Consider the following 26,974-nt stretch of genomic DNA (forward strand, 5'->3'; position numbering starts at 1 on the left):
CCGCTGCGAACCCTCACAGCTGCACCTGCAGGGCAGCTGTCCGGGGAGCGACGTGCCCTCGCCCGCTCGACTTCCACGCCGCAGGAGAACCCCATGAAGCTGGGCAACACCGTTCGTCGCGCCTCCGCCGCCCTCGCCGTCGGCGCCCTGTCCCTCGGACTGGTCACGGTCACCGGCGGAGCCGCGCAGGCCGCCGCCTCGTGCACCGGTGACGTGTCGGTCTACGGCACGCTGTCGGACGGCAAGCTGACGTACACGCAGATCGCGCCGAACACCGGCGACCGGGTCAAGACGCTGATCGGGCCGGCCCTCGGTTTCACGCCCAAGGCGATGGCGACCCTCAACTTCAACACGGTGCTGGTCACTTCGACGGCCGGTGACCTCTACCGCGTCGACGTCCAGACCAACAACACCTCGCTCTCGGTGGCCGGGGTCGTCAAGATCTGGGACGGCGGCTGGACCTTCGACAAGATGGTCTACGACGGCGCCGGCCACCTCTACGGAACGGTCGAGGGGCAGCTCCACCAGTACCTGGTGTCGCAGGACAAGCCCTCGGGGTCGGCCCACATAGGCCAGCACGTGGTGATCGACACGGGCTTCGTCCTCAAGACGCTGGCCGCCGCGGGGGACGACCGCATCATCGCCTCGACCTCGGACGGCCGCCTGCTGAGCTACAAGATCAACGGTGTGGGCGACTGGGACCGCTCGGTCCTGAAGTCGAGCGGCTGGTCGGGGGTGGACTCGCTCTCCTCACCGGGCGGCGGCCTCTACTACGGCCGCACCAACGGCGGCATGTACTGGTACCACGACGTGGACCCGACCGACGGTGACGGCAGCGACATCGCCTACCACACCGACGACCCGGTGGACGCGTCCGGCTGGACCCAGAGCCTGCTGTCGGCCTACGCGGACAACTGCGCCTACGTGGCGCCGGCCCCGCCGAAGTCCGTCCAGGGCGGCACGATCTACCGCAACGAGGTCATCGCCCGGGCCAAGGACTGGTACAGCCGCAACGTCCAGTACAGCCAGAGCGCCTACGCCACCGACGTCGACGGCGACCACTCCTACCGCACCGACTGTTCCGGCTTCATTTCCATGACCTGGCACCTCACCACCTCGCTGACGACGTCGTCCCTCCCCGGCGTGGCCGCGCAGATCTCCAAGGCGAACCTCCGGCCCGGTGACGCGCTGAACTCCAGCAGCGAGGGACACGTGGTCCTCTTCGCGGGCTGGAAGGACCAGGACGCGGGCTCCTTCTACTACTACTCCGAGGGCAGCCCGAGCTCCGACATGAACTACTCGACCGCCAACGTCTACAGCGGCACCATCGACAGCCACCCGGCCTCGTCGTACGTCGCCCTGCGCTACGACAAGATCGCCTGACGTCCCGTCCGACGCCCCGAAGGCCCCGCCGTCCGGCGGGGCCTTCCCGCGTTCCGGAACGGCCGCCCCGGAACGCCGTCGCCCCCTCTCACGATCACCCACGCCCCGTGGAGCCGGTCCGGCCCGCGTGGCCGAAGGAGCCCCGGCCGCGCGGCGGACCGGCGGCCCCCCACCGCCGTGACGGCCGTCGCGGCGGCCGGTCCGCTCCTCGCGCCGGCACCCGCCGGGGCACGGCTCCAGGGGGAACCGGCGGAGACCGCCCGCCGGTTCCCCCTGGAGCCGTGCCCCCGCCGTCGTCCACACCGCCGAGGCCGACGTGGGCCTGCGGACCCGTCTCGCGCGCGACGCGAACGACGCGACGCGCAGACCGTCCTGGCGGCCGTCGACGACTCCGGGGCCGTTCGGTACGGCCACGCACGTGCCGGACTGCCCGGACGGGTCGTACGGCACCGGACACCCCGACCCGGGCCCCGACCCCGACGACCAGACGCGCGGCGGAACCGCCCGGCTCACCGTGAACGGCGTGACCAGACGGGCCGGTTCACCGCGGGCCGGCCGCATCCCCGCCCGGGACACCGCGGCCCCGGCGGCCCCGGGCTCGGACAGCTCACGCGAAAAGGGCGGCGCCCCCTCGGTTCGAGGAGGCGCCGCCCTTGCCTGTGTCCAGGTGATCAGTACCAGTTGTTGGCCCGCCAGAAGTCCCACGCACCGCACGGCGAGCCGTAGCGGCCGTCGATGTAGCTCAGCCCCCACTTGATCTGGGTGAGGGGGTTCTCCTTCCAGTCGTCGCCCGCGACGTCCATCTTGGAGGCGGGCAGCGACTGCGGGATGCCGTAGGCGCCGGAGGACGGGTTGGTGGCGTTCCAGCGCCAGCCGCTCTCGTGGTCCCAGAGCTGCTCCAGGCAGGACCACTGGGCGGAAGTGGCCCAGGCGGCGTCCTTATTGTTCATCATCTGCCGGCCGGCGGCCTTGACCTCGGTGATGTTGCCGCGGTCGACCGTGTCCGTGGAGGTGGTGCAGGTGTAGGTGCCCGGCTGGGCGGACAGCAGCTTCTGCGTCCAGCCGCTGGTGTTGACCGGGTCGTCGAGGTGGTACGAGATGTCGGAGCCGGATCCGTCGGTGGGGTTGGCGTCCTTGTACCAGTACATGGCACCGGTCGAGAGCCGGCCGTAGTAGAGGCCCCCGCCGGGCGAGACGAGCTGGTTGAAGCCGGACCAGCCGGACGTCTTCAGGGCGTTGCTCTTCCAGGAGCCGGCGCCGGCGATCGCGTAGTCGAGCAGGCGCCCGTCCTCGGTGGTGGCGCTGAGCCGGTCGTCGCCGGTGGCGGTGAGCGTCTTCAGGACGAACCCGGTGTCGATCTCGGTGCGCACGCCGATGTGCTGGGAGCCCGCGGGCTTGTCCTCGGTCACGTTGTAGCGCAGCAGCAGGCCCGCGGCCGTCGTGCCGTAGAGGTGGCCGTGACCGTCGTAGGTGAGCTTGTCGTGGGTCCAGCCGCTGTCGGCGATCCTCACCGGTGCGTTGAGCAGGGCCAGGTTGGTGTTGTTGGTCTTGACGTCGACGCGGTAGAGGGCGCCGGTGGTCGACGTGACCAGCACGGTGTTGAAGTTGAGGGTCGCCATGGCCTTCGGCTCGAAGCCGAGGTCGGGTCCGACGAGCACCTTGGCGAGGTCGCCGCTCGCCGGGTTGATGCTGCTGAAGGTCAGCCTGCCGTCGTCGAGCACACCGTAGATGCTGACCCCGCCCGAACAGGTGGTGGCCGCTTCGGCGGTGGAGGCGGTGACCGTGAGAAGTCCGGTGGCGAGGACGCCTGCGGTCAGCAGGCCCGCGGCTCTACGGCCGGTCGTGCGGATGTTCTTCACTTTTCGGTCCCCCTGGGGCGAGTGTGATCGGTCGGTCGGGCATCGCGGGGCGGTCGGCGGCGCGACCCGTGCGCGAGGTGCGTGCCGCCCGGCGGAGGCGGCGGTCGGTCTACTGCCAGCCGGCGTCGGCCGGGACGGCCTGCCAGCCGGCGTCGGCCGGGGCGACCTGCCAGCCGGCGTCGGCGACGACGGAGGAGGACGTGTCGGCTTCGGACAGGAACACGACGGCCGGGGCGGCGACGGAGGCGGCGACGACGAGGGAAGCGACCGCGGCGGCCTTGGTGATCCGAGTGCGAAGCATGGCTGGTCCCGTTTCTTCATCGGTTGCGGTGTCCCGGTCCGGTGGCCGCGTCCCGCGGTGACGCTCGCCCTGGCCGGTGATCAATAGCTTCGTCGCAGCTCAAGGCCGTGAGAAGGGCCTGGGGATGGACGGAAGGGGCCTTGGACTCATGCGTCCACGGCTGCGTCCACAGGCGCGTCCGCGGCGGCCGTCTCAGTCCGCCGGTTGCGGCGCGAACGCCAACGGGAGCAACGGCACTCCCGCGCCGGTCAGCCGCGCCCCCGCCAACTGCGGTACGGAGCGCAGCAGTCGGCCGCAGACCCGGACGGCCCGCTCCTCCGCTTCGTCGAGCGTGCCGGCCACGACGTAGAAACCGAGCGTGAGCGCGGACGAGGAGCGGGGGTGCACGGCGACGTGCTCGACACGGTCACCGGGGAGGATCGCTGATCGCACCAGAACCCTGACGTCGTGCGGGAGTTGTTCTCCGCACGGCAGTTCCAGATGCGTGTGCACAAGGTACATGCACTCCAGGGTCGCAAGCGGAGAACCGCTCGAAGCCCCTGTGGCATGGCCTGTTGAGGCCGGGGCCTGTTCCGGCCCTCCTCCTTCCTCCCCGTGACGATCCCTCACCTCTCTGCGAAGATCTTGTCCCGACCAGGGACGTGCTGTGCAGAAAATGGGGGCCACATGCTGACCGCACTCGGACTCGACACCGTCGCGGAGACGGTGTACCGCGCCATGCTCAGAGAGCCGGCGGCGGGCGTCACGGCGCTCGCCGCCGAGGTGGGGCTGCCCGAGGAAGACGTGCGCGACGCCCTCGACACCCTGAGCGAACTGGCTCTGGTGCGGCCCGCCGCCGGGGACGCGGGCCGGCTCCGGGCGGTCTCCCCCGACATCGGCATGGAGATCCTGATGGCCCGCCAGCAAGCGCACCTGGCGGCTCACCAACAGCGTCTGGAGGCCTCCCGGGCGGCCGCGGCCCAGCTCATATCCGAGTACGCCGAGCTCCGTCCGGACGCCGGCCATCCGGGTGTGGAGCGGCTCGTCGGACTCGACCGGATCCGCGACCGGCTGGCGGTGCTCACCCGTGAGGTGTCGGAGGAGTTCCTGGCCTTCGCGCCGGGCGGGCCGCAGACCGCCGAGAACATGGCGGCGTCCCGGCCGCTGAACCAGGACCTCCTCGGCCGCGGGGTCCGCATGCGGACGATCTACCTCGACAGCGTCCGCACCCACCGGCCGACCGTCGAGCACGCCACCTGGCTCTCCGGCCTGGGCGGCCGGGTCCGCACGGTCCCCTCCCTGCCGACCCGCATGATCCTCATGGACCGGCGGATCGCCATGATCCCGGTCAGCAGCGACGACACCGCCGCCGGAGCGGTCCTCCTGACCGGGCAGGGCACGCTCACCGCGCTGTGCGCGCTCTTCGAGACCACCTGGGAGGCCGCCCGGCCGCTCGGCGAGGTCGTCCCCACCGATCCCCACGGCCTCACCGGCCAGCAGGCGACCGCCCTGCGGCTGCTGGCCGAGGGCCACACCGACGAGACGATCGCCAAGCGGCTCGGGGTGTCCCACCGCACGGCCCGGCGGATCGCCTCCGAACTGATGGACCGCCTCGCCGCCCGCAGCCGCTTCGAGGCGGGCGTCCGGGCCGTCCAGCAGGGCTGGCTCCCGGCCCACCCCTGACCGCACGGCCGCGGGCCCCGCCCCGATGCCCTCCCCGACGTCCTCCCCGGGGCCCTTCCGGATGCGCGCGGGTGGCCCGAACAGGTGCCTGGCCGCGACCGTCGGCCGAGGCGGACGGGCCGGAGGCGGACGGCCGGTTACGGTCGGCGAGCGGCCGGCACCGGCCGGCGTACGGGAGGTGTCACTGTGTCGACCGCAAGCCCGCGATCCACCGTCTCGATGCTCCCGGTCATCTCGGGACTCGCGCTCGCCTTCAGCATCACGGGCATCGACCCGCTGATCCTCAGCCTGAACATGCCGCAGATCAGCCGGGCCCTCGACGTGCCGCCCGACGTCGTCGGGCTCCTGGGGGGCGCGGCGACCCTGGTCATGGCCGCCGCCGTGCTCGCGGTGGGCAACCTCGGGGACGCCTTCGGCCTCAAGCGGATGCTGACGCTGGGACTGGTCGGCGACATCGCCGTCAACCTGCTCTCCGCGATCTCCCCCGGCTACGTCTTCCTGCTGGTGACGCGCCTCCTCGACGGCCTGGCCCTGGCCATGGTCCTGGGCGTGGCGATGGCCCTGCTCAAGTCGTCGGTGCCGCCGGAGAAACGGCCGACGGCCATCGGCATCTTCATGGCCATCGACATGGTGCTGTTCGGGGTGGTCCCCGCGGCCGGGGGCTGGGTGGTGGAGGTCGTCGGCTGGCGGTGGCTGTTCCTGGTCGCCCCCCTGATGTCGCTCGTCGCGCTCTGGCTGACCGCCCGGTACGTCACCGAACCGCCCGTCCTGCAACGCCGTGGGATCGACGTCGTCGGCGTCAGCCTGGTCGGCCTCACCCTGCTGACGCTCGTCCACGGCGTCGCCGAGGCGGAGAACGGGATCTCCCAGGTCCAGGCCTGGCTGCCGCTGGTGATCAGCGCGGTCACCGGCGTGCTGTTCGTGCTCCACGAGCGCCGGACGGCGGATCCGGTCCTGGACCTGTCGCTGTTCCGCAGCGGCCCGTTCGCCGTGGCGGCGGTGGCCAGTCTGATGCTCAACTTCCTCATCGCCGGGTTCAGTTTCGCCCTCGGGCAGTTCGGCAGCGTGATCCTGTCGCTGTCCCCGCGCACCATCGGCCTGCTGTTCCTGCCCGGCACCCTGGCGATCGCGGCCGGCGTCATCCTCGCCGGACGCCTGATCGGGAAGTACACCCCCCGGCCGGTCCTCGTCACCGGTCTGCTGCTGATGGCGGCGGGCGGGCTGCTGATGGCGGCCACCGCCGATCCCGCGATGGCGCTGTGGATCGTCGTCCTGGCCACCTGGCTCACCAACCTCGGATCGCTGGTGACCTCCTCCGCCGTGGCCGAGACCATCCTGGCGTCCGCCCCGCCGGGGAAGTCCGGCGCCGTGGCCTCCGTCCAGCCGGCGTTCGGGATGACCGGCTACGCGCTCGGTCCCGCCGTCTACCTCCTGCTCCTCAACCTCTTCTTCCAGCGGCAGTGGCTCAACGACGCCGAGGATCGCGGCATCTCCGTCACCGAGGCCGACCAGGCCGTGGACGAGACGCGCAGCGCGCTGGCCCACAGTCCTGGCAGCGCCGGATACGACCCGAACCTGCTCCGGCAGTCCGGACTCGACCTCGGGCTGGACTTCACCAACGGCCTGCGGCTCACGATGCTGGTCGTGAGCATCCTGCCGCTGGTCCTGGCCGTGGTGGCGCACCGTGTCATGCGCCGACGGCCCCACGGAACGCCGTAGGAGCCGGGCCACGCCGACCGGACCACGTCCCCGGCGGTGTCCGGTCCGGCCGTCCCGCAAGCGGATGCACGACCGGAGGAGCCGGTCCAGCATGGAAGGAAAGCGATGCCATCACATGGGGGCTCCCATGACCGACAAGGAAACCTTCGTCCGTGAGCTCTTCCGGGCGTGGAACGAACGGGACTACGACTCGATCGCCGGGTCCGTCGCCCAGGACTGCACCCTCGTCGAGGAGGGCAGCGGGAGGACGCTGAAGGGTCCGGAAGGCTTCACCCAGCTCGCCAAGGCGATGTTCGACGCGATGCCCGACGGCAGGTTCACCCTGGACCACCTCACGTCGCAGGGCGACACGGTGGTCGTCGAGTACACGGGCACCGGGACCCAGACCGGGGACCTGGTCCTGCATGCGGGCACCCTGCCCGCCACGGGGCGTGAGGTGACGGTGCACGCCTGCGACATCTACGAGGTCGAGGACGACAAGATCAAGCGGGGCCGCGCCTATCTGGACACCGGCGCCATCATGAGCCAGCTGGGCCTGACCGAGCAGCTCCAGGGCTGACGGGAGAAGCCGGCGACGGAGGGCCCGGCCCGGCCGCCGCCGGGAGCCGGGCCCGGGGCAGCCGACCCCGACGGCGGTCCCCGACCGCAGCTCCCGACGGCAGCCCCGCCCACGGCTCCCGACAGCACGGTCGGCCCAGGGCCGCACGGTCGGCCCAACGGACCGCTCCCCGGGCAGCGGAAGGCCCGAGCTCCCTCGGGGCCGGGCCCGGAACCGCCGACCTCCGACCTCGGCCCCCGACCGCAGCTCCCGACGGCGACCCCGCCCACGGCTCCCGACAGCACGGGCGGCCCAGGGCCGCACGGTCGGCCCAACGGACCGCTCCCCGGGCGGCGGAGCCGGTGGCCGTGCGTAACATGAGGGCTGTGACAGCCCGTGCGGAACACCTCCGAGCGGCACCGCCCGCGGGGTGGTGGCCGGTACCGCTGGTGCTCGGGCTGCTGATCGGCCTGTTCGGCATGCACGGCCTCGCGCCGGGCGGAACCGCCGTCGGCCGTCACTCGCCGTCCTCCTCCCACGCCTCCCATGCCTCTCACGCCTCCGGTCCCCGGCACTCCCTCCCCCCCTCCGCCGCCGCGCGGCACGCGGACCCGGCGGTGGCCGTGGCCGGTGCCGAGCGCCTCTGTCACGGCGGCGGTGACGGCCGCGGGCACGCGGACCACGCCGACCCGACGTGTTCCTCGGGTGCCGTGGGCGCGGGTCCGCTCCTTCCCGTACCGGCGCTCGACGCCAGCGGCCGGGCAGCGGAACCGGTGGGCGGCCGCGCGTCCACGGCGACCGGACCGGAGGGCGGTCGGGCGCCTCCGTCACTCGCCGAGCTGCAACTCCTGCGGATATAGGCCGGTTCCGAGCCGTGTCGCCGCCGCCGCGCGTACCGCGGCGGGCAGGCGTACGGCCCCCCGCCATGTCCCGCGCCCTTCGCGCGCCCCCCTCGCACACCGCAGGAGTTCCCGCATGACCAGCACCCGTTCCCTGATCCGCCGCGCCGCGCTCGGCACGGCGGCCGTCACCGCCGCCCTCGTCCTCGCCGCCTGCGGCAGCGACGGCGGCTCCGGCGCCGGCTCCGGCTCCGGCGCCGCGGCCGAGGCGAGCGCCGCGGCCACCGCCGAGGCGCACAACGACCAGGACGTGTCCTTCGCGCAGGGCATGATCCCGCACCACGAGCAGGCGGTTCAGATGGCCCGCACGGCCGGGAGCCGTGCCTCCTCCAGCGAGGTCAAGGACCTCGCCGCGCGTATCGAGAAGGCGCAGGGCCCGGAGATCACGACCATGTCCGGGTGGCTGAAGGCGTGGGGGGAGGACGTGCCCACGTCCATGCCCGGCATGGACCACTCGATGCACGGCACGGACGCGTCCCCGGGCGCGGGCATGCCCGGCATGATGGACGCCGAGGACATGGACGCACTGATGAAGGAGTCCGGCAAGGGCTTCGACACGATGTTCCTGACCATGATGGTCGAACACCACGAGGGGGCCGTGGAGATGGCCACCGCGGAAAAGCAGAAGGGCCGGTACGCACCGGCCAAGGAGATGGCCGCGGACATCATCACCACGCAGAACGCCGAGATCGAGGAGATGAACGACCTCCTCGGCAAGGGCTGACGGCACCACGGTGCGGGGCCCTGGTCCGCGTCCACGCGGCCCGGGCCCCGGGGTCCGGTGAGAGAGCCGGTCTCAGGGTTTGGTGAGGGGACCGGCGTGCAGCGCGCTCAGGCGGCGCCGGTACTCCTCCTCGTCGATCTCCCCGCGGGCCAGCCGCTCCCGGAGGATGCCCTCCGGCGTCGGCGCGGCCGGAGGACGGGGGTGCTGCCGGGAGCTGTCGAGGGTGCGGCCGGTCAGCACGGCCACCGTGATGACCAGGGCCCAGAACAGGATCATGCCGGCCGACATCGCGAACCAGCCCCACCCGCCGACGTCGTGGTCGTACCAGAACATCATCGCCACTCACCTGCTTCGGCGTACCGGCGACCGGGGGCCGGACGGCACCCCGGGACTTCTCGCCTCCACCGCCATGGTCCCTCCGGCCGCGGCGGCGGGACCGGGGCCGGACGGTCCAGGACCACCGGGCCGTTCGGCCCTTGCCCGGCGGGGTGGTCCGGTCGACGGGTCGGTGGGGCTTCCGGTGCGCGGTCGGCGGGGGTCGCGGGCGACGCCGCACGCCCCTGTGTCCGGTTCCGGACCGCCGGCACCACCGAGACGTCCGCCGTCACGCCGATGCCCCAACTCGTCGGCGGGGGGCGCCCGTCGACGGACGGCACCGTGGAGCACCGGCCGCCCGGGGCCGTGTCCGGCGACGGCGACGACGGCAGCACGATCACCGTGGAGCGGCGCGACCGGCGTACGAAAGCCGCTCCGGCGCACCGGCCGACTCTCCGACCGTACGGCGGACTTCGCCGGGCCCGTCGGCACCCCGACCTGGCCGGGGGCGGTGCGGAGTGGGGCGGGTGGGACTCGAACCCACGGCCGGCGGATTATGAGTCCGCTGCTCTAACCGGCTGAGCTACCGCCCCATAGCGGCGTGTCGCGTACACGTGTGCGCGCCGTCTGCCGCAGCATAGCCGCTCATACGATCTCACGCTCCGCCTGGTCCGACGCCGCATGACCATGAGGACCGCGCTGTGACCTGCCCAGTTCCCGGCGGCGTGAAACGACGTGGAACAGCATGGAGCGACATGAAAAAGGACCCCTAAGGGTCCTCGATCACGATGCTCCCCCGACTGGACTCGAACCAGTAACCTGCCGGTTAACAGCCGGCTGCTCTGCCAATTGAGCTACGGAGGACCGAGCTCCCCCGACTGGACTCGAACCAGTAACCTGCCGGTTAACAGCCGGCTGCTCTGCCAATTGAGCTACGGAGGAATGCCTCGTTCGCATCGAACGCTCCGGCCTGGGTATTCGCCAGGGGGCGGACGCTCGCTGCGACACATACATTAGCGCAAGCAGGGGGGTGCTCCGCCAATCGGTTCCCTCGGGCGCCGATGCCGCACCGCAGACCTACACGAGGAAAGGGTGGCCGTCATGCGCTACCGGCTCACGTTCGTCGTCGGACTCGCCCTGGGTTACGTGCTCGGCACGAAGGCCGGGAGGGAGCGCTACGAACAGCTGAAGAAGTCCGCGCGCCAGGTCGCGCAGAACCCCGCCGTGCGCAACACGGCGGAGTCGGCGGCACAGCAGGGCCGCCAGTTCGCGGGCAAGGCGTACCACGTGGTCAGCGACAAGGTCGGGGACCGGATGCCCGAGTCGGTCGCGGGCCGGGTCCGTTCGCTGCGGGACCGGGCCGCGCACGGCGACGGATCGGACGACTGGGGCAGCGGTCATCCCTAGGGCCCGCCGTTCGGATCGGGCCGACGTGGTCACCCCCCGCGGTGCGGCAGAATTTTACGCATGGGGATAGTCGCCGGGTTGGACAGTTCGCCCGATTTCACTCGCATCGTCGTCTGCGACGCGGACACAGGGGCCGTGCTCAGGCAGGGTTACGCGCCGCACCCGGTGGAGGGTCCCGACGGTGCCGGCCGTCCCTCCGACGTCGATCCGCAGGCCTGGCTGCTCTCCCTCGGGGAGGCGGCCGGCGGCGGGCTGCTCGAGGGCGTGCAGGCGATCGGCGTGTCCGCGCAGCAGAACGCGGTCGTGCCGCTCGACGCGCAGGGCGGCACCGTGCGTCCGGCGATGGTCGGCGGCGACAAGCGCGCGCAGGTCGCGGCGGCGGACCTGATCGACGCGCTCGGCGGCCGGGAGGCGTGGGCGCAGGCGGTCGGCTGCGTGCCGCAGGCCGCGCAGCCGGTGACCAAGCTGCGCTGGCTGGCGAAGAACGAGCCGGACGCCGCGCTGCGCACCGCCGTGCTGCTCCAGGCGCACGACTGGCTCGTGTGGCAGCTCCTCGGGCGGCCGGTGCGCCGCACCACCGACCGCGGCGGCGCCTCCGGGACCGGGTACTGGTCGGCGGCCGTCGGCGGCTACCGGCCCGAGCTGGTGGAGCTGGCGCTCGGTCACCAGGTCATGCTGCCCGAGGTGATCGGCCCCTCCGACCCGGCGGGCACGACCCCGGAGGGCCTGCTGATCTCGGCCGGCACCGGCGAGACCATGGCCGCCGCGTTCGGGCTGGGCATCGGCCTCGGGGACGCGGTCGTGTCGCTGGGCGCCTCCGGGTCCGTGATGGCCGTGCACCCCACGGCCCTCGTCGACCAGAGCGGCATGATCACCTCGCTGGCGGACGCCACCGGCATGCACCTGCCGGTCGTCACCACCCTGAACGCCGTACGGACCCTGCGCGGGGCCGCCGAGCTGCTCGGGGCGGCCGATCTGGAGACGCTGTCCGAGCTGGCGATGAAGTCGACCCCGGGGTCGCACGGGCTGGTGCTGCTGCCCTACCTGGAGGGGGAGCGGACCCCGAACCTGCCGCACGCCGCGGGCACCCTGACGGGTCTGCGGCGCGAGTCGATGAAGCCGGAGCACGTCGCGCGGGCGGCGTTCGAGGGCATGCTGTGCGGGCTCGCGGACGCGCTGGACGTGCTGCGCGGCCGGGGCGTCGAGGTGCGGCGGGTCTTCCTGCTCGGTGCGGCGGCCGAGCTGCCGGCCGTGCAGGCGGCGGCGCCCGCGCTCTTCGGGGCGCAGGTCGTCGTACCGCAGCCCGCGGACTACGCGGCGATCGGGGCGGCGCGGCAGGCCGCCTGGGCGCTCGGGGTGTCGCAGGGCGCGCTCGATCCGCGCACTCCGCCGGCCTGGCCCGGTCCGGTGGCGCAGGTGCTGGACCCGGGCGAGGAACTGGCCGTGGGACAGGCCGTGCGGCAGCAGTACGTGTCGGTGCGGGAGCAGACGCACCCCACGGCGTTCCGCTCGTAGGGCCGGGGCCGGGGCGGGGGGCCGCGGGGCGGGGCCGCTCGTATAGCACAACGCTGTCGGCTTAATCGGTTGAGGTAACACCGGTGGAGTGTCGGACGATAGGGGCCAGGGGCAACCAGTGCCCCGCGCCCCGCCGACTCCGAGAGACGTAGCGTGCTCATACGACTTCTGCGGACCTATCTCAGGCCCTACAAGAAACCCATCGTCCTGCTGGTGCTGCTCCAGTTCCTCCAGACCTGCGCCACGCTCTACCTGCCCACGCTCAACGCCGACATCATCGACGACGGCGTGGTCAACGGCGACACCGGCTACATCCTTTCCTACGGCGCCCTGATGATCGCCGTCTCCCTGGTGCAGGTGCTCTGCAACATCGGTGCCGTGTACTACGGCGCCAGGACGGCGTCGGCGCTCGGGCGGGACATGCGGGCGGCCGTCTTCGACCGCGTGCAGTCCTTCTCCGCCCGCGAGCTCGGCCAGTTCGGCGCGCCCTCCCTGATCACCCGGACCACGAACGACGTCCAGCAGATCCAGATGCTGGCGCTGATGACGTTCACGCTGATGGTGTCGGCGCCGATCATGTGCGTGGGCGGCATCGTCATGGCCCTCGGCCTGGACGTGCCGCTGTCGGGGATCCTGGTCGCCGTGGTGCCGGTGCTGGGCATCTGCGTGACGCTGATCGTGCGGCGGCTGCGGCCGCTGTTCCGGTCCATGCAGACGCGGCTGGACGCGGTGAACCGGGTACTGCGCGAGCAGATCACCGGCAACCGCGTCATCCGCGCCTTCGTCCGCGACGGCTACGAGGAGCGGCGTTTCCGCGCGGCCAACGCCGACCTCACCGACATCTCGCTGAAGGCCGGCAACCTGCTCGCGCTGATGTTCCCGGTGGTCATGACCACGGTGAACCTGTCGTCGATCGCGGTGGTGTGGTTCGGCGCCCACCGGATCGACAGCGGCGGCATGCAGATCGGCGACCTGACCGCGTTCCTCGCCTACCTGATGCAGATCGTCATGTCCGTGATGATGGCCACCTTCATGTTCATGATGGTGCCGCGCGCCGAGGTGTGCGCCGAACGCGTCCAGGAGGTCCTGGACACCGAGTCCAGCGTCGTCCTGCCGAAGGCGCCGGTGCGCGAACTGCGGCGGCACGGCCACCTGGAGATCCGGGGCGCCGGCTTCGGCTACCCGGGCGCCGAGGAGCCCGTGCTCAAGGGCGTCGACCTGGTGGCGCGGCCCGGTGAGACCACCGCCGTCATCGGCTCGACGGGCAGCGGCAAGTCCACGCTGCTCGGGCTGGTCCCCCGGCTGTTCGACGCCACCGCCGGGCAGGTCCTCGTCGACGGCGTCGAGGTCGCGGACCTGGACGCGACGCTGCTCGCCAGGACGGTCGGGCTGGTGCCGCAGAAGCCGTACCTGTTCGCCGGCACGGTCTCGACCAACCTCCGGTACGGCAACCCGGACGCGACGGACGAGGAGCTGTGGCACGCGCTGGAGGTGGCCCAGGCCGCGGAGTTCGTGCGCGCCCTGGAGGGCGGCCTCGACGCCCCCGTCGCGCAGGGCGGGACCAACGTGTCCGGCGGTCAGCGGCAGCGGCTCGCCATCGCCCGCACGCTCGTGCAGCGCCCGGAGATCTACCTCTTCGACGACTCCTTCTCCGCCCTCGACTACGCCACCGACGCGGCGCTGCGGGCGGCCCTGGGCCGGGAGACCGCCGAGGCGACCGTCGTCATCGTCGCCCAGCGGGTGGCCACCATCCGTGACGCCGACCGCATCGTCGTGCTCGACGAGGGCCGGGTCGTCGGCGAGGGCACCCACCGGGAACTGATGGCGGACAACGAGACCTACCGGGAGATCGTGCTCTCCCAGCTCACGGAAGCGGAGGCTGCCTGATGGCCGGGCCCATGGGGCGCATGATGGCGGGGACCGGGCCGGACAACCGCTCGCTGGACTTCAAGGCGTCCGGCCGGCGGCTGCTCGCCCACTTCAAGCCGGAGCGGCTCACCCTCTACGCGATGCTGGCGTGCGTCGTCCTGAGCGTGGGTCTCAGCGTGGTCGGGCCGAAGATCCTCGGCCGGGCCACCGACCTGGTCTTCGCCGGCATCGTCGGGCGGGAGATGCCTGCCGGGGCGTCCAAGGACCAGGTCCTCGACTCGATGCGCGAGCGCGGTGACGGCGATGTCGCCGACATGCTGCGCGGCACCGACTTCACCCCCGGCCAGGGCATCGACTTCGACGCCGTGGGCCGGGTGCTGCTGTTCGCGGTCGCGGTGTTCGCGGTCGCCGGCCTGCTGATGGCCGCGGCGACACGGCTGGTCAACCGGGCCGTCAACCGCACGGTGTACCGGATGCGCGAGGACGTGCAGACGAAGCTGTCGCGGCTCCCGCTGTCGTACTTCGACAAGCGGCAGCGCGGCGAGGTGCTGTCCCGGGCGACCAACGACATCGACAACATCGGGCAGACGCTCCAGCAGTCGCTGGGACAGCTGGTGAACTCGCTGCTCACCGTCGTCGGCGTCCTGGCGATGATGTTCTGGGTGTCGTGGATCCTCGCCCTGGTCGCGCTGGTCACCGTGCCGCTGTCGGCGGTCGTCGCCACGCGGGTGGGCAAGCGGTCGCAGCCGCACTTCGTGCAGCAGTGGCGCACCACGGGCAAGCTGAACGCGCACATCGAGGAGATGTACACCGGCCACACGCTGGTGAAGGTGTTCGGCCGGCAGGAGGAGTCGGCGCGGCAGTTCGCCGAACAGAACGACGCGCTGTACGAGGCCGGGTTCAGGGCGCAGTTCAACAGCGGGGTCATGCAGCCGCTGATGTTCTTCGTGTCGAACCTCAACTACGTGCTGGTGGCCGTGGTCGGCGGGCTGCGGGTCGCCACCGGGTCCCTGTCGATCGGTGACGTGCAGGCGTTCATCCAGTACTCGCGCCAGTTCTCGATGCCGCTGACGCAGGTCGCGTCGATGGCGAACCTCGTGCAGTCGGGCGTCGCCTCGGCCGAGCGGGTCTTCGAACTGCTGGACGCGGAGGAGCAGCAGGCCGATCCGGTGCCGGGCGTGCGGCCCGAGGAACTGCGCGGGCGGGTGGCGCTGGAGCACGTGTCCTTCCGCTACGACCCCGACAAGCCGCTGATCGAGGACCTGTCGCTGGTCGTCGAACCCGGCCACACGGTCGCCATCGTCGGCCCCACCGGCGCCGGCAAGACCACACTGGTCAACCTCCTCATGCGGTTCTACGAGGTCACCGGCGGGCGCATCACCCTCGACGGCGTCGACATCACGCGGATGTCCCGCGACGAACTGCGCGCCGGGATCGGCATGGTGCTCCAGGACACCTGGCTGTTCGGCGGCACCATCGCGGAGAACATCGCGTACGGCGCCGCGCGCGAGGTCACGCGCGGGGAGATCGAGGAGGCGGCGCGGGCGGCCCACGCCGACCGGTTCATCCGCACGCTCCCCGACGGCTACGACACGGTGATCGACGGTGAGGGCAGCGGGGTCAGCGCCGGGGAGAAGCAGCTGATCACCATCGCCCGGGCGTTCCTGTCCGACCCGGTGATCCTGGTGCTCGACGAGGCGACGAGTTCCGTCGACACCCGGACCGAGGTGCTGATCCAGAAGGCGATGGCGAAGCTGGCGCACGGGCGGACGTCGTTCGTCATCGCGCACCGGCTGTCGACGATCCGGGACGCCGACACCATCCTGGTGATGGAGAACGGGTCGATCGTCGAGCAGGGCACGCACACGGAGCTGTTGGCGGCGGGCGGGGCGTACGCGCGGCTGTACCGGGCGCAGTTCGCCGAGGCGGTCGCGGAGGTCGACTAGATCCCGCCGGATCCTCCGACCCCGCCGGGTCCTCCGACCCCGCCGGGTCCTCCGACCCCGTCGGCGGTCCGGCCCCGTCGGCGAGGCGGGGGCGGAGGATCCGACGGGGGCCGCCCGACGGGGCACCGCTCAGTCCAGGTAGCCCCTGAGCTGGTCCGCGAAGGCGTGGTCGCGGAGTCTGCCGAGGGTCTTGGACTCGATCTGGCGGATGCGTTCGCGGGTGACGCCGAAGATGCGGCCTATCTCCTCCAGGGTGCGGGGGCGGCCGTCGGCCAGGCCGTAGCGGAGCTGGACGACCTTGCGCTCGCGCTCGCCGAGCGTCGACAGCACCGCCTCCAGGTGCTCCCTCAGCAGCAGGAACGCCGCCGACTCCACGGGGTTGGCGGCGTCGCCGTCCTCGATGAGGTCGCCGAGGGCCACGTCGTCCTCCTCGCCCACCGGGGCGTGCAGGGAGACCGGTTCCTGGGCGAGCCGCAGCACCTCCCCGACGCGCTCGGGGGCGAGGTCGAGCTGGGCGGCGACCTCGTCGGCGGTGGGCTCGCAGCCGCGTTCCTGGAGCAGCCGGCGCTGGACGCGGACCACGCGGTTGATCAGCTCCACCACGTGCACGGGGACGCGTATGGTGCGGGCCTGGTCGGCGAGCGCGCGGGACATGGCCTGCCGGATCCACCAGGTGGCGTACGTGGAGAACTTGTAGCCGCGGGCGTAGTCGAACTTCTCGACCGCCCTGATCAGGCCCAGGTTGCCCTCCTGGACGAGGTCCAGCATGGTCAGGCCGCGGCCGACGTAGCGCTTGGCGACCGACACGACGAGGCGCAGGTTCGACTCGATGAGGCGGCGCTTGGCCATCCGGCCCATGACGACCAGCCGGTCCAGGTCGAGGGCGAGGTCGCCGTCCAGGTCGGGAGTGCCGCTCAGTTTCGCCTCGGCGAACAGGCCGGCCTCCACGCGGCGGGCGAGTTCGACCTCCTCGGCGGCGGTGAGCAGCGGGATCCGGCCGATCTCGCGCAGGTACTGGCGGAACAGGTCCGAGGAGGGGCCGGAGGTGTCGACGAAGCGGGGGGCGGGCGTCCCGCCGGGGTCGGGTGCCAGGTCGGCCGCCTGGTCGAGGGCCTGCCCGGGCGGCTCGGTGAGCGCTTCGGCGGGCGGGTCCTCGGCGGCCGGGCCGGCCGGCTCGGGCTCGGGCTCCGGTTCCATGGCCGTCTCCGGGTGGCGTACGGCACGGTTCTGCGGCGGGACCGCGACCAGGACGCCCGTCCGGCCCTCCGGTTCCGTGCCGTCGGTGCGCGTGTCGGTCTGGGTGAGGGTCCGGGTCTGCACGGGGGGCGACCTCCAGGGTGATCGCTGCCGAGAGGCGCGGCAGCGCTGCTTCGAGGACGGAGCCGGCGGCCTCGCCGCTGTCCGTCCCGTGAGCGATGAGCGGAACCGCGGGGGTGTGGGACCCGCCGGGGGGACGGATCGGCCGCGCTCCGAGGACTCAGGCACCGCCACCCAGTGTGGAGTACGACACATCGCCGCCACGAGGGGCGTGCGATGACTTTTTGCGTCCGGACCGTGACCGCCTGCTGACCGCGGAGGTCAGGAAACCGGTCGGGACGTGCTCACAGAGCCGCGGCCCCGTGCCCGCGCAGGGCCTGGTCGTACTGCTGAAGGACCCACAGTTCGTTCTGGACGGCGGCCAGTCGGGCCGGGTCGCCGCCGGCGGACAGCCGGGCCAGCTGGGACTGGACGTCGCGGATGCGCCGCTCGACGGCGCGGCGGCGGACGGTGACCAGCTGGGCGCCGGCGTACACCTCGTCCACCGTCTTGCGCAGGATCGCCTCGACCGCCAGCTCCGTCACCATCGCGCGGACGGTGTCGTCGGGGGCGGCCTCGCGGACGCGGACGAGGTAGTCCTGCGGGTCCTGCGTGCCGTACTCGGCGCCGCCCGCGTCCTGGATCGCCGCGCGGACGGCGGCGTAGGGGGCGGCGGTGAACTCGTCGACGCCGTACGCGTCGAAGGCCGGGGAGACCAGCTCGGGACGCTGGAGGGCGAGCTTGAGCAGCTCGCGCTCGGTGGCGTAGACGGGATTGCGCAGGGTGAGGGCGGGGCCGGTGACGGCGGGGCGCGGGGCGGCCTCGTAGGACGGGGCGGAGCCGGCGCGGGCCGGCGCCGGGCCCCTGCCGCCGCGGTCGCGGGCCCAACGGGCCAGCTGCGCGACGCGCTTGACGACGAACTGGGTGTCGAGGATGCCGAGCATGCCGGCGAGCTGGACGGCGACCTCGTGCTGGGCTCCGCTGTTCTTGATGCGGGCGACGACCGGGGCGGCCTCGTCGAGGGCTGCGGCCCGCCCGCCCGGGGTCTCCAGGTCGTAGCGCGCGACGATCTGGCGCAGGGCGAACTCGAACAGCGGGGTGCGGGGTTCGACGAGGTCGGCGACCGCCTCGTCGCCCTTGGCCAGCCTGAGGTCGCAGGGGTCCATGTTGTCCGGGGCGATGGCGATGTACGTCTCGGCGGCGAACTTCTGGTCGTCCTCGAAGGCGCGCAGGGCCGCCTTCTGGCCGGCCGCGTCACCGTCGAAGGTGAAGATCACGCGCGCGGAGCCGTTGTCCATCAGCAGCCGGCGGAGGATCTTGATGTGGTCGGTGCCGAAGGCCGTGCCGCAGGTCGCGATGGCGGTGGTGACGCCGGCCAGGTGGCAGGCCATGACGTCGGTGTAGCCCTCGACGACGACCGCGCGGGAGGTCTTGGCGATGTCCTTCTTGGCGAGGTCGATGCCGTAGAGGACCTGCGACTTGCGGTAGATGGCCGTGTCGGGCGTGTTGAGGTACTTGGGGCCGTTGTCGCTCTCGTAGAGCCTGCGGGCGCCGAAGCCGACGACCTCGCCGCCGATGTCGCGGATGGGCCACATCAGCCGGCCGCGGAAGCGGTCGATGGGGCCGCGGCGGCCGTCCTGGGCGAGGCCGGAGAGGACCAGTTCCTTGTCGCTGAAGCCCTTGCCGCGCAGGAAGCGGGTGAGGTGGTCCCAGCCCTGGGGGCTGTAGCCGACGCCGAAGTGGACGGCGGCGGCCTGGTCGAAGCCGCGCTCGGCGAGGAAGATCCGGCCGGCGTCGGCCTCGGGGCTGACGGCGAGCTGTTCGGCGTACCACTCGGCGGCGATCTTGTGGGCCTCGACCAGGCGGATGCGTTCGCCGCGCTGGTGGGAGGGGTTGTAGCCGCCCTCCTCGTAACGCAGGGTGATGCCGGCCTGGGCGGCGAGGCGCTCGACGGCCTCGGAGAAGGTGAGGTGGTCGACCTTCATCACGAACGTGATGGTGTCGCCGCCCTCCTGGCAGCCGAAGCAGTGGAAGAGCCCCTTGCCGGGGCTGACCTGGAAGGACGGGGACTTCTCGTCGTGGAAGGGGCACAGGCCCTTGAGGTTGCCGCCGCCCGCGTTCCGCAGCTGGAGGTACTCGGACACCACGGCGTCGATCGGAACCGCGTCCCGAACCGCCTTCACGTCCTCGTCGTTGATCCGTCCTGCCACGCGCCGATTCTACGGGGGCGCGCCGACAGCCCGGGGACGCCGCCGTGCCCGGGGCCGGGGCACGGGGCACCGCGCGAACGACGGGGACCGGCGGCGCGCGGGCGGGGACCGGTGCCCCGGCCGGGGCACGGCGGTACGCGCGCGGGCGGCGGGACCCGGCCTAGGAACCGAGGGTGTCCAGTGGCACCCGGGGATCGGCCAGTGCCTCCGTGTCGACCCGTCCGCGGGAGCGGACGAGCCGCTGGATCTGCTCTGTGACGTCCCACACGTTGACGTTCATTCCCGCCAGCACGCGTCCCTCCTTCACCCAGAACGCGATGAACTCCCGCTTCCCCGCGTCCCCGCGGATCACCACCTCGTCGTACGTCCCCGGCGGCGCCCACCCGCTGTACTCCATCCCCAGGTCGTACTGGTCGGAGAAGAAGTAGGGCACCCGGTCGTAGGTGACGTCCTTGCCGAGCATGGCGCGGGCGGCGGCCGGTCCGCCGTTGAGGGCGTTGGCCCAGTGCTCGACGCGCAGGGTGGTGTCGAACAGGCCGTGCGGGAAGGACGCCACGTCGCCGGCGGCGTGGATGTCGGGGTCGGAGGTGCGCAGCCGGGTGTCCACGGCGATGCCGCCGCCGTGGGCGCGGTCGGCCAGCTCCAGTCCGGCGGCCTCGGCGAGGGCGGTCCGCGGGGCGGCCCCGATCGCGGCGAGCACGTCGTGCGCCGGGTGTTCCTCGCCGTCGTCGGTGCGGGCGGCGAGGACCATGCCGTCCTGGCCGACGATCTCGGTGAGCCGGACGCCGAAGCGGAAGCGGACGCCGTGCTCGCGGTGCAGCTCGGCGAAGACGTTGCCCAGTTCGGGGCCGAGGACGCCGTGCAGCGGGGTCGGTTCCGGCTCGACGACGGTGACCTCCGCCCCGTACCCGCGGGCCGCCGCCGCGATCTCCAGGCCGATCCAGCCGGCGCCGGCGATCACGAGGTGGCCGTTGTCCCGGCCGAGTGCGGTGAGGACGCCCTTGAGGCGCTCGGCATGGGCGAGGCGGCGCAGGTGGTGGACGCCCGCGAGGTCCGTGCCGGGGATGTCGAGGCGGCGGGGTTCGGAGCCGGTGGCCAGCAACAGCTTGTCGTAGTGGACGAGGGTGCCGTCGTCGCCGAAGCGGACGGTCCTGGCCGTGCGGTCGACGGCGTCGACGCTCTGGCCCAGGTGCAGCTCGACGTCGTTGCGGGCGTACCAGGCGGGCTCGTGCACGAAGACGCTCTCGCGGCTCTCCTTGCCGAGCAGGAAGCCCTTGGAGAGCGGCGGGCGCTCGTAGGGGTGGTCCCGTTCGTCGCAGATCAGTATCACGCGGCCGGTGAAGCCCTCGGCCCTGAGCGTCTCGGCCGCCTTGGCGCCGGCCAGGCCTCCTCCGACGATGACGAATGTCTGGTCCGCGTCGACCACGTGATGCCTCCTCGTAACGGTGCCGCCACCCGAGCGTCCCGCACGCGGCAGGCCGGGGGAAGAGGGGGTGACCCGATCAGGCCACGGAGTGTCACCTTCGGGCCCGTCCGGCCGCCCGTCCGGCCCCCCGGCCGGCCCGCCCGCCGGCTTCACGGCCCGGTTCACGGCCCGGTGGTGAGGCGGGCGTGCAGCGAGCGGGCCGAGGCGTCGGTGAGCGAGGCGATCTGGTCGACGATCACCCGCTTGCGGGCGCGGTCGTCCCCGGCCCGGTCGAACAGGGCGCGGAACTGGGGGTCCAGCCCGTCGGGGGCGCGGGCGGTGAGCGCCTCGGCCAGCTCGCCGATGACCACGCGCTGGTCGGCGCGGAGCAGCTCCTGCTCGGCGCGCTGCATCACGTACCGGTCGGCGACGGCCTTGAGGACCGCGCACTCCAGGCGCGTCCCGCGGGGCACGACGAGTTCGGCGCCGTAGCGGGTGAGGCGTCCCGTGCCCCACCGCGCGCGCGTGGCGGTCTCGGCGGCCAGGCAGAAGCGGCCGATGAGCTGGCTGGTGGCGTCCTTCAGGCGGGCCTGGGCCACGGCCGTGCCGTCGTAGCCGTGCGGCCACCACGGCTGGTCCTGGAGGCGGTCGAGGGCGGCGGCGAGTTCCGCCGGGTCGGTGTCCGCGGGCACGTACCGGCCGACGGCGACGCGGAAGACCTCCGCGCGCTCCGGTTCGGCGTACAGGCAGCCGGGGTCGATGTGGCCGGCGTGCAGGGCGTCCTCCACGTCGTGCACCGAGTAGGCCACGTCGTCCGACCAGTCCATGACCTGCGCCTCGAAGCAGGTGCGGGTGCCGGGGGCCTCCCCCCGGACCCAGTCGAAGACGGGGCGGTCGTCGTCGTAGACGCCGAACTTGGGGGACGCCGGGTCGGTGGGGTGGGCGCCGCGCGGCCAGGGGTACTTGGTGGCGGCGTCGAGGGCGGCGCGGGTGAGGTTGAGGCCGACGGAGCCCTCGGGGGTGAAGCGCTTGGGCTCGATGCGGGTGAGCAGGCGCAGCGACTGGGCGTTGCCCTCGAAGCCGCCGCAGTCGCGGGCGAAGTCGTTCAGCGCCTGTTCGCCGTTGTGCCCGAACGGGGGGTGGCCGAGGTCGTGGGAGAGGCAGGCCGCCTCGACCAGGTCGGGGTCGCAGCCGAGGGCCGCGCCCAGCTCCCGGCCGACCTGGGCGCACTCCAGGGAGTGGGTGAGGCGGGTGCGGGGGGTGGCGTCCCAGGCCTCGGTGCGGGTGCCCGGGGTCACCACCTGGGTCTTGCCGGCGAGCCTCCTGAGCGCCGAGGAGTGCAGGACGCGGGCGCGGTCGCGCTGGAAGGCGGTGCGGCCGGGGCGCTTGTCGGGCTCCGCCGCCCAGCGTTCGGTTGACGGCTCGTCGTAGGGCATGTCCCGACAGTAAGCGGCGGCGGTGACAATCGGGGCGCCACGCGGTTGCCGGGTTCCGCGGAGGGGCGCGGTGCGGGCGGGGCGCGTCCCCTCAGGCGGCGTGGCTGTCGGCGGTCGCCGCGCGTGCCTGGTCGTAGCGGTGCAGGACCAGGCGGGCCATCGCCTCGTGGGTGCCGAGGGGGGCCGAGGCGATCCAGGGCGCGGCCTGCGCGCACTCGGTGGCGAAGCGGCCGGGGGCGGTGAAGCAGGAGGCGACGGCCACCCGGTGGCGGCCCCGCGCGGCGAGCGCGCGGACGGCGTCGGGGACGGTGGGCGCGGCCGTGGAGGCGTACGCCGGGACCACGGGGACGCCGAGGCGGTCCGCGAGGAGCCGGGCCGTACGGCCGGTGTCGACGGCCGAGTCCGGGTCGCGGGAGCCCGCCGCCGCGAGGACCACCGCGCTCGTGCGGCGCTCGGCGTCCGTCGCCGGGGTGCGCCAGCCGGCCTCGACGAGGCGATCGTGCAGCGTCTCCACGAGGAGGGGGTGCGGGCCGAGCGGTGCGGCCACGCGCGTGCGGAGCCGCGCCGCGGCGGCCGCCTCGGGGATGTCCCGGCGCACGTGGTAGCCGCGGCTCAGGAGCAGCGGTACGAGGACGGCGCCCTCGGCGCCCGCCGCGCCCGCCGTGTCCGCCGTGTCCGCCGCGTCGAGGCCGGCGAGGGTGTCGGACAGCAGCGGCTCGTTCAGCTCGATGTGCCCGAGGTGCACGGGCAGGCCCGGGCGCAGGCCGCGGACGTCCTCCAGGAGCGCGTTGACGGTCCGCAGGGCGCGCGGGTCGCGGCTGCCGTGGGCGACGACCACCAGCGCGGGCGGGCCGGGGCGCCGGCGGCGGTCGAGCGGGACGGGGCCGGGTCGGCCGGCGGGCCGGGAGCTGATGCGGTTCATGGGGTGCGCCGTCCTGTCGGGGCGGGCGCCGCCGGGCGGCGTGCCGCCGGGGCGGTGGGGGGATTCGTCGTGCGTCTCGTCGTCCGGGGAGGGCGACGCCGTCATGGAACGATCGTGGCGGCACGAGGTTGCACCCCCGTTGCGTGACCGTCACGGGTGTTTTCCGGGGGTTCACGGCGCGTGCGGCCGCGGTGTGAGGTGCCGCGCGGGGGGCGTGCGGGGTGAAGGGCGCGGATGTGACCGGGGTGACGTGCGGGTGGCCGAACCGGATCACCTCCCGTCGCGTCTTTCCGGGTCGGAGCCGGAGGGGCAGCAGGGAGTACCGTATGAAGATCCGTCGACCGCGGCTGCCGCGTACCCGTGCCGGGTGGCGGCGGCTGGTGCAGGGGGTGGTGGCCGCCTGTGTGCTGGGGCTGCTCCCGGCCACCTGGCTGTACGTCTCCACCGCGGACCGGCTGGGCACGACGGCCGAGGCGCCGCGCACCGACGTCGCGGTGGTGTTCGGCGCCGGACTGTGGGCCGGGGAGCCGTCGCCGTACCTCGCGCACCGGCTGGACGCGGCGGCGACGCTGTACCGGGAGGGGCGCGTCAGGGTGGTGCTCGTCACCGGGGACAACAGCCGTGAGGACTACGACGAGCCCGACGCCATGCGCGCCTACCTGACGCGGCACGGCGTCCCGGACGGGCGGATCGTCAGCGACTACGCGGGGTTCGACACCTGGGACTCCTGCGTGCGCGCGAAGAAGATCTTCGGGGTCGACCGGGCGGTCCTGATCAGCCAGGGCTTCCACATCCGGCGGGCGGTCGCGCTGTGCGAGGCGGCGGGCGTCGAGTCGTACGGCGTCGGCGTCGCCGCGAAGCACGACGTGACCTGGTACTACGGGGGCGCGCGGGAGATCTTCGCGGCCGGCAAGGCGGCGCTGGACGCGGTGTTCGAGCCGGATCCGCGGTTCCTCGGGCCCCGGGAGCCGGGGGTGGCCCGGGCGCTGGCGGCGGCCGGACGGGACGGATGACGTCCTCTCGTCTCCGGGGACCCGAGGACTTTCCGGGTCTGCGGGGTGTCCGGGTCTGCGGGGTCTCTCCGGGGGCTCCGGGGTCTCTTCGAGGGCTCCCCGCACGCCTGCCCGTCCGCCCACGCGCCTGCCCGTCCGCCTGCCGGGTGCCCTCCTCACGCCGGGCGGGCGTCCGCCGGGAGGGCACCACCACACCGCCGTAACAGGAGGCCGCACGGCGCGTAACAAGGCCGAAGCACGCTGAACCGCATGGAGACCACCTCGACGCCCACCCATTGCCCGTACTGCGCCCTGCAGTGCGGGATGAACCTGTCGCCCACGCCGGAGGGCGGCGTCGAGGTGACCGAACGCGCGGACTTCCCGGTGAACCGGGGCGCGCTGTGTGGCAAGGGCCGCACGGCACCGGCGGTGCTCTCGTCCCGGGTGCGGCTGACCTCGCCGCTGGTGCGCTCCGGCGGCACGCTCGTGCCCGCCGGCTGGGACGAGGCCCTCGACCGGATCGCCGGTGCGCTGGGCGGGATCCGGGCGGAGCACGGCCCCGACGCGCTCGGGGTGTTCGGCGGGGGCGGCCTGACGAACGAGAAGGCGTACGCGCTCGGCAAGTTCGCGCGGGTGGTGCTCGGCACCTCGCAGATCGACTACAACGGCCGCTTCTGCATGTCGTCCGCCGCGGCCGGCGGCGTCAAGGCCTTCGGCCTGGACCGGGGGCTGCCGTTCCCGCTGGAGGACATCCCGAGGACCGGCTGCGTGATCCTCGTCGGATCCAACCTCGCGGAGACCATGCCGCCGTCCCTGCGCTTCTTCAGCGAACTGCGCGAGAACGGCGGCACGTTGATCGTCGTCGACCCGCGCCGCACGAAGACCGCCGAGCAGGCCGACCTGCATCTGGCGCCCCGGCCCGGCACCGATCTGGCGCTGGCGCTCGGGCTGCTGCACCTGGTCGTCGCCGAGGGACGGGTCGACGAGGAGTACGTGCGGGAGCGGACCTCCGGCTGGGAGGAGGCCCGGGCGGCGGCGATGGCGCACTGGCCGGAGCACGTGGAACGGATCACGGGGGTGTCCGTTCCGCAACTCCGGGAGACCGTACGGATGTTCTGCGAGCCGGAGACCGCGATGGTGCTCACCGCACGCGGTCCCGAGCAGCAGTCCAAGGGCACCGACACGGTCGGCGCGTGGATCAACCTGTGCCTGGCGACCGGCCGGGCGGGGCGCCCGCTGTCCGGGTACGGCTGCCTCACCGGCCAGGGCAACGGACAGGGCGGGCGCGAACACGGCCAGAAGGCCGACCAGTTGCCCGGCTACCGCAAACTGGACGACCCGGCGGCCCGCCGGCACGTGGCCGGGGTGTGGGGGGTGGACCCCGACAGCCTGCCGGGTCCGGGGCGCAGCGCCTACGAGCTGCTGGACGCGATGGGCACCGACATCCGCTCGCTGCTGCTGATGGCGTCCAACCCGGTGGTGTCCGCGCCGCGTGCCGCGCACGTCGAGGAGCGCCTCCGGTCCCTGGACTTCCTGGCCGTCTGCGACGTGGTGCTGTCGGAGACGGCCGCGCTCGCGGACGTCGTGCTGCCCGTCACCCAGTGGGCCGAGGAGACCGGGACGACGACCAGCCTCGAGGGCCGGGTGCTGCTGCGGCGGCGGGCGGTCACTCCGCCCGAGGGGGTGCGCAGCGACCTGGAGGTGCTGCACGAACTGGCCGCGCGGCTCGGGGTGGAGAAGGGGTTCCCCACCGATCCCGAGGAGGTCTTCGACGAACTGCGCCGGGCGAGCGCGGGCGGACCCGCGGACTACTCCGGGATCACCTACCGGCGCCTGGCGGAGGAGAACGGGGTCTTCTGGCCCTGCCCGGCACCGGCGGGAACGGCGGTGCCGGCCGGAGCGGCGGAAGCGGTGGCCGGAGCGGCGGAAGCGGTGGCCGGAGCGGCGGAAGCGGTGGCCGGAGCGGCCGGGGCCGACGGCGGGGAGGGCGCCGGTTCCGGCGTGTTCCCGGAGGACTCCCGGCACGCCGACGCCGACACCGGCGCCGTCCACCCCGGCACGCCCCGCCTCTTCCTCGACCGGTTCGCCACGGACGACGGCCGGGCCCGTTTCGTGCCGGTCTCGCACCGGCCCGCCGCGGAGGAACCGGACGCGGAGTACCCGGTCCTGCTCACCACCGGGCGGGTGGTGGCCCAGTACCAGTCCGGCGCCCAGACCCGGCGCGTGGAGGAGCTGAACGCCGCCGCGCCCGGCCCGTTCGTGGAACTGCACCCCCGCCTCGCGGCGCGGCTCGGTGCGGCCGAGGGCGATCCGCTGGCCGTCGTGTCGCGGCGGGGCCGGGCGGTGGCACCGGCCCGGATCACCAGCGGCATCCGCCCCGACACCGTCTTCATGCCCTTCCACTGGCCGGGCGAGGGCCGTGCCAACACGCTGACGAACCCCGCCCTGGACCCGGCCTCGCGGATGCCCGAGTTCAAGGTGTGCGCGGTGCGGGTGGAGATCGCCGGAGCCTAGGGCGTGTTTCGAAAGTCCCGTCTGCCCGGCGACGCCTGGCACGCACGCTCGCCGCGTTGTCG

The 26,974-nt window shown here is 73.1% G+C and carries 20 protein-coding genes, 3 tRNA genes and 1 pseudogene; 12 read left to right on the plus strand and 12 right to left on the minus strand.

Going from position 1 to position 26,974, the window contains the following annotated elements:
• Window positions 1–93: 93 nt before the first annotated feature.
• Window positions 94–1,383 (plus strand): hypothetical protein, encoded by a 1,290-nt coding sequence (locus ACF09K_RS05280; protein ID WP_392241160.1) that lies wholly within the window; start codon window positions 94–96, stop codon window positions 1,381–1,383.
• A 671-nt stretch (window positions 1,384–2,054) separates the two neighbouring features.
• On the opposite strand, the gene ACF09K_RS05285 is transcribed toward ACF09K_RS05280, so the two are convergent.
• The 3 genes from ACF09K_RS05285 to ACF09K_RS05295 form a co-directional block, all read right to left on the minus strand.
• Window positions 2,055–3,242 (minus strand): tachylectin-related carbohydrate-binding protein, encoded by a 1,188-nt coding sequence (locus ACF09K_RS05285; protein ID WP_392241161.1) that lies wholly within the window; start codon window positions 3,240–3,242, stop codon window positions 2,055–2,057.
• 109 nt (window positions 3,243–3,351) lie between these two features.
• Window positions 3,352–3,543: a hypothetical protein gene (locus ACF09K_RS05290; RefSeq protein WP_392241162.1), complete on the minus strand. Its 192-nt coding sequence runs from the start codon at window positions 3,541–3,543 to the stop codon at window positions 3,352–3,354.
• Window positions 3,544–3,735: 192 nt separating this feature from the next.
• Window positions 3,736–4,044, minus strand: a complete 309-nt coding sequence (locus ACF09K_RS05295) for a hypothetical protein (RefSeq protein WP_392241163.1) — start codon at window positions 4,042–4,044, stop codon at window positions 3,736–3,738.
• Between the two features lie 165 nt (window positions 4,045–4,209).
• Here ACF09K_RS05295 and ACF09K_RS05300 point away from each other — a divergent pair, with 165 nt between their 5' ends.
• From ACF09K_RS05300 to ACF09K_RS05320, 5 genes are all read left to right on the plus strand, one after another.
• Entirely contained in the window at window positions 4,210–5,205 is a 996-nt protein-coding gene (locus tag ACF09K_RS05300) for a helix-turn-helix domain-containing protein (protein WP_392241164.1), read from the plus strand.
• A 186-nt stretch (window positions 5,206–5,391) separates the two neighbouring features.
• A complete protein-coding gene (locus tag ACF09K_RS05305; protein WP_392241165.1) occupies window positions 5,392–6,924 on the plus strand; it encodes an MFS transporter in 1,533 nt (510 codons plus the stop codon).
• Window positions 6,925–7,051: 127 nt separating this feature from the next.
• Window positions 7,052–7,483, plus strand: a complete 432-nt coding sequence (locus ACF09K_RS05310; protein WP_392241166.1) for an ester cyclase — start codon at window positions 7,052–7,054, stop codon at window positions 7,481–7,483.
• A 458-nt stretch (window positions 7,484–7,941) separates the two neighbouring features.
• Window positions 7,942–8,322 carry a DUF6153 family protein gene (locus ACF09K_RS05315; protein ID WP_392241631.1) on the plus strand — a complete coding sequence of 127 codons (381 nt, stop codon included), beginning with the start codon at window positions 7,942–7,944 and terminating at the stop codon, window positions 8,320–8,322.
• Between the two features lie 115 nt (window positions 8,323–8,437).
• The gene (locus ACF09K_RS05320; RefSeq protein WP_392241167.1) at window positions 8,438–9,085 is read left to right on the plus strand and encodes a DUF305 domain-containing protein; all 648 of its coding nucleotides are present in this window, start codon (window positions 8,438–8,440) and stop codon (window positions 9,083–9,085) included.
• Between the two features lie 72 nt (window positions 9,086–9,157).
• Here ACF09K_RS05320 and ACF09K_RS05325 read toward each other — a convergent pair whose 3' ends face one another.
• From ACF09K_RS05325 to ACF09K_RS05340, 4 genes are all read right to left on the minus strand, one after another.
• A complete protein-coding gene (locus ACF09K_RS05325; RefSeq protein WP_392241168.1) occupies window positions 9,158–9,421 on the minus strand; it encodes an SHOCT domain-containing protein in 264 nt (87 codons plus the stop codon).
• Window positions 9,422–9,919: 498 nt separating this feature from the next.
• Window positions 9,920–9,993, minus strand: a tRNA-Ile gene (locus ACF09K_RS05330).
• A gap of 198 nt (window positions 9,994–10,191) precedes the next feature.
• Window positions 10,192–10,264, minus strand: a tRNA-Asn gene (locus ACF09K_RS05335).
• A 5-nt stretch (window positions 10,265–10,269) separates the two neighbouring features.
• Window positions 10,270–10,342: transfer RNA gene (locus ACF09K_RS05340), tRNA-Asn, on the minus strand.
• 159 nt (window positions 10,343–10,501) lie between these two features.
• Between ACF09K_RS05340 and ACF09K_RS05345 the strand changes: the two genes are divergently transcribed.
• The 4 genes from ACF09K_RS05345 to ACF09K_RS05360 all read left to right on the plus strand — a co-directional run bounded on the left by ACF09K_RS05345 (window position 10,502) and on the right by ACF09K_RS05360 (window position 16,137).
• A complete protein-coding gene (locus ACF09K_RS05345; protein WP_392241169.1) occupies window positions 10,502–10,807 on the plus strand; it encodes a YtxH domain-containing protein in 306 nt (101 codons plus the stop codon).
• A 60-nt stretch (window positions 10,808–10,867) separates the two neighbouring features.
• Entirely contained in the window at window positions 10,868–12,322 is a 1,455-nt protein-coding gene (locus ACF09K_RS05350; RefSeq protein WP_392241170.1) for an FGGY-family carbohydrate kinase, read from the plus strand.
• A 153-nt stretch (window positions 12,323–12,475) separates the two neighbouring features.
• The gene (locus ACF09K_RS05355) at window positions 12,476–14,209 is read left to right on the plus strand and encodes an ABC transporter ATP-binding protein (RefSeq protein WP_392241171.1); all 1,734 of its coding nucleotides are present in this window, start codon (window positions 12,476–12,478) and stop codon (window positions 14,207–14,209) included.
• Window positions 14,209–16,137, plus strand: a complete 1,929-nt coding sequence (locus ACF09K_RS05360) for an ABC transporter ATP-binding protein (protein ID WP_392241172.1) — start codon at window positions 14,209–14,211, stop codon at window positions 16,135–16,137. The genes ACF09K_RS05355 and ACF09K_RS05360 overlap by 1 nt, the downstream gene beginning before the upstream one ends.
• Window positions 16,138–16,266: 129 nt before the next feature.
• Here the strand turns inward: ACF09K_RS05360 and ACF09K_RS05365 are convergent.
• From ACF09K_RS05365 to ACF09K_RS05385, 5 genes and pseudogenes are all read right to left on the minus strand, one after another.
• Window positions 16,267–17,622, minus strand: a pseudogene (locus ACF09K_RS05365) (RNA polymerase sigma factor).
• A 116-nt stretch (window positions 17,623–17,738) separates the two neighbouring features.
• Window positions 17,739–19,643, minus strand: a complete 1,905-nt coding sequence (gene dnaG / locus ACF09K_RS05370; protein WP_392241173.1) for a DNA primase — start codon at window positions 19,641–19,643, stop codon at window positions 17,739–17,741.
• Window positions 19,644–19,803: 160 nt separating this feature from the next.
• Window positions 19,804–21,069: an NAD(P)/FAD-dependent oxidoreductase gene (locus ACF09K_RS05375; RefSeq protein ID WP_392241174.1), complete on the minus strand. Its 1,266-nt coding sequence runs from the start codon at window positions 21,067–21,069 to the stop codon at window positions 19,804–19,806.
• 161 nt (window positions 21,070–21,230) lie between these two features.
• On the minus strand, window positions 21,231–22,484 hold the full coding sequence (locus tag ACF09K_RS05380) for a deoxyguanosinetriphosphate triphosphohydrolase (protein ID WP_392241175.1): 1,254 nt from the start codon (window positions 22,482–22,484) through the stop codon (window positions 21,231–21,233).
• Between the two features lie 91 nt (window positions 22,485–22,575).
• Window positions 22,576–23,511 carry a sirohydrochlorin chelatase gene (locus tag ACF09K_RS05385; protein ID WP_392241176.1) on the minus strand — a complete coding sequence of 312 codons (936 nt, stop codon included), beginning with the start codon at window positions 23,509–23,511 and terminating at the stop codon, window positions 22,576–22,578.
• A 221-nt stretch (window positions 23,512–23,732) separates the two neighbouring features.
• On the opposite strand from ACF09K_RS05385, the gene ACF09K_RS05390 reads away from it, so the two are divergent.
• Together ACF09K_RS05390 and ACF09K_RS05395 are read left to right on the plus strand one after the other, a co-directional pair.
• A complete protein-coding gene (locus ACF09K_RS05390) occupies window positions 23,733–24,419 on the plus strand; it encodes a vancomycin high temperature exclusion protein (protein ID WP_392241177.1) in 687 nt (228 codons plus the stop codon).
• A 249-nt stretch (window positions 24,420–24,668) separates the two neighbouring features.
• Window positions 24,669–26,912, plus strand: a complete 2,244-nt coding sequence (locus ACF09K_RS05395; protein WP_392241178.1) for a molybdopterin oxidoreductase family protein — start codon at window positions 24,669–24,671, stop codon at window positions 26,910–26,912.
• Window positions 26,913–26,974 lie beyond the last annotated feature (62 nt).

It is taken from the genome of Streptomyces sp. NPDC014882 (genome assembly GCF_043081325.1).
Taxonomy (GTDB): domain Bacteria; phylum Actinomycetota; class Actinomycetes; order Streptomycetales; family Streptomycetaceae; genus Streptomyces.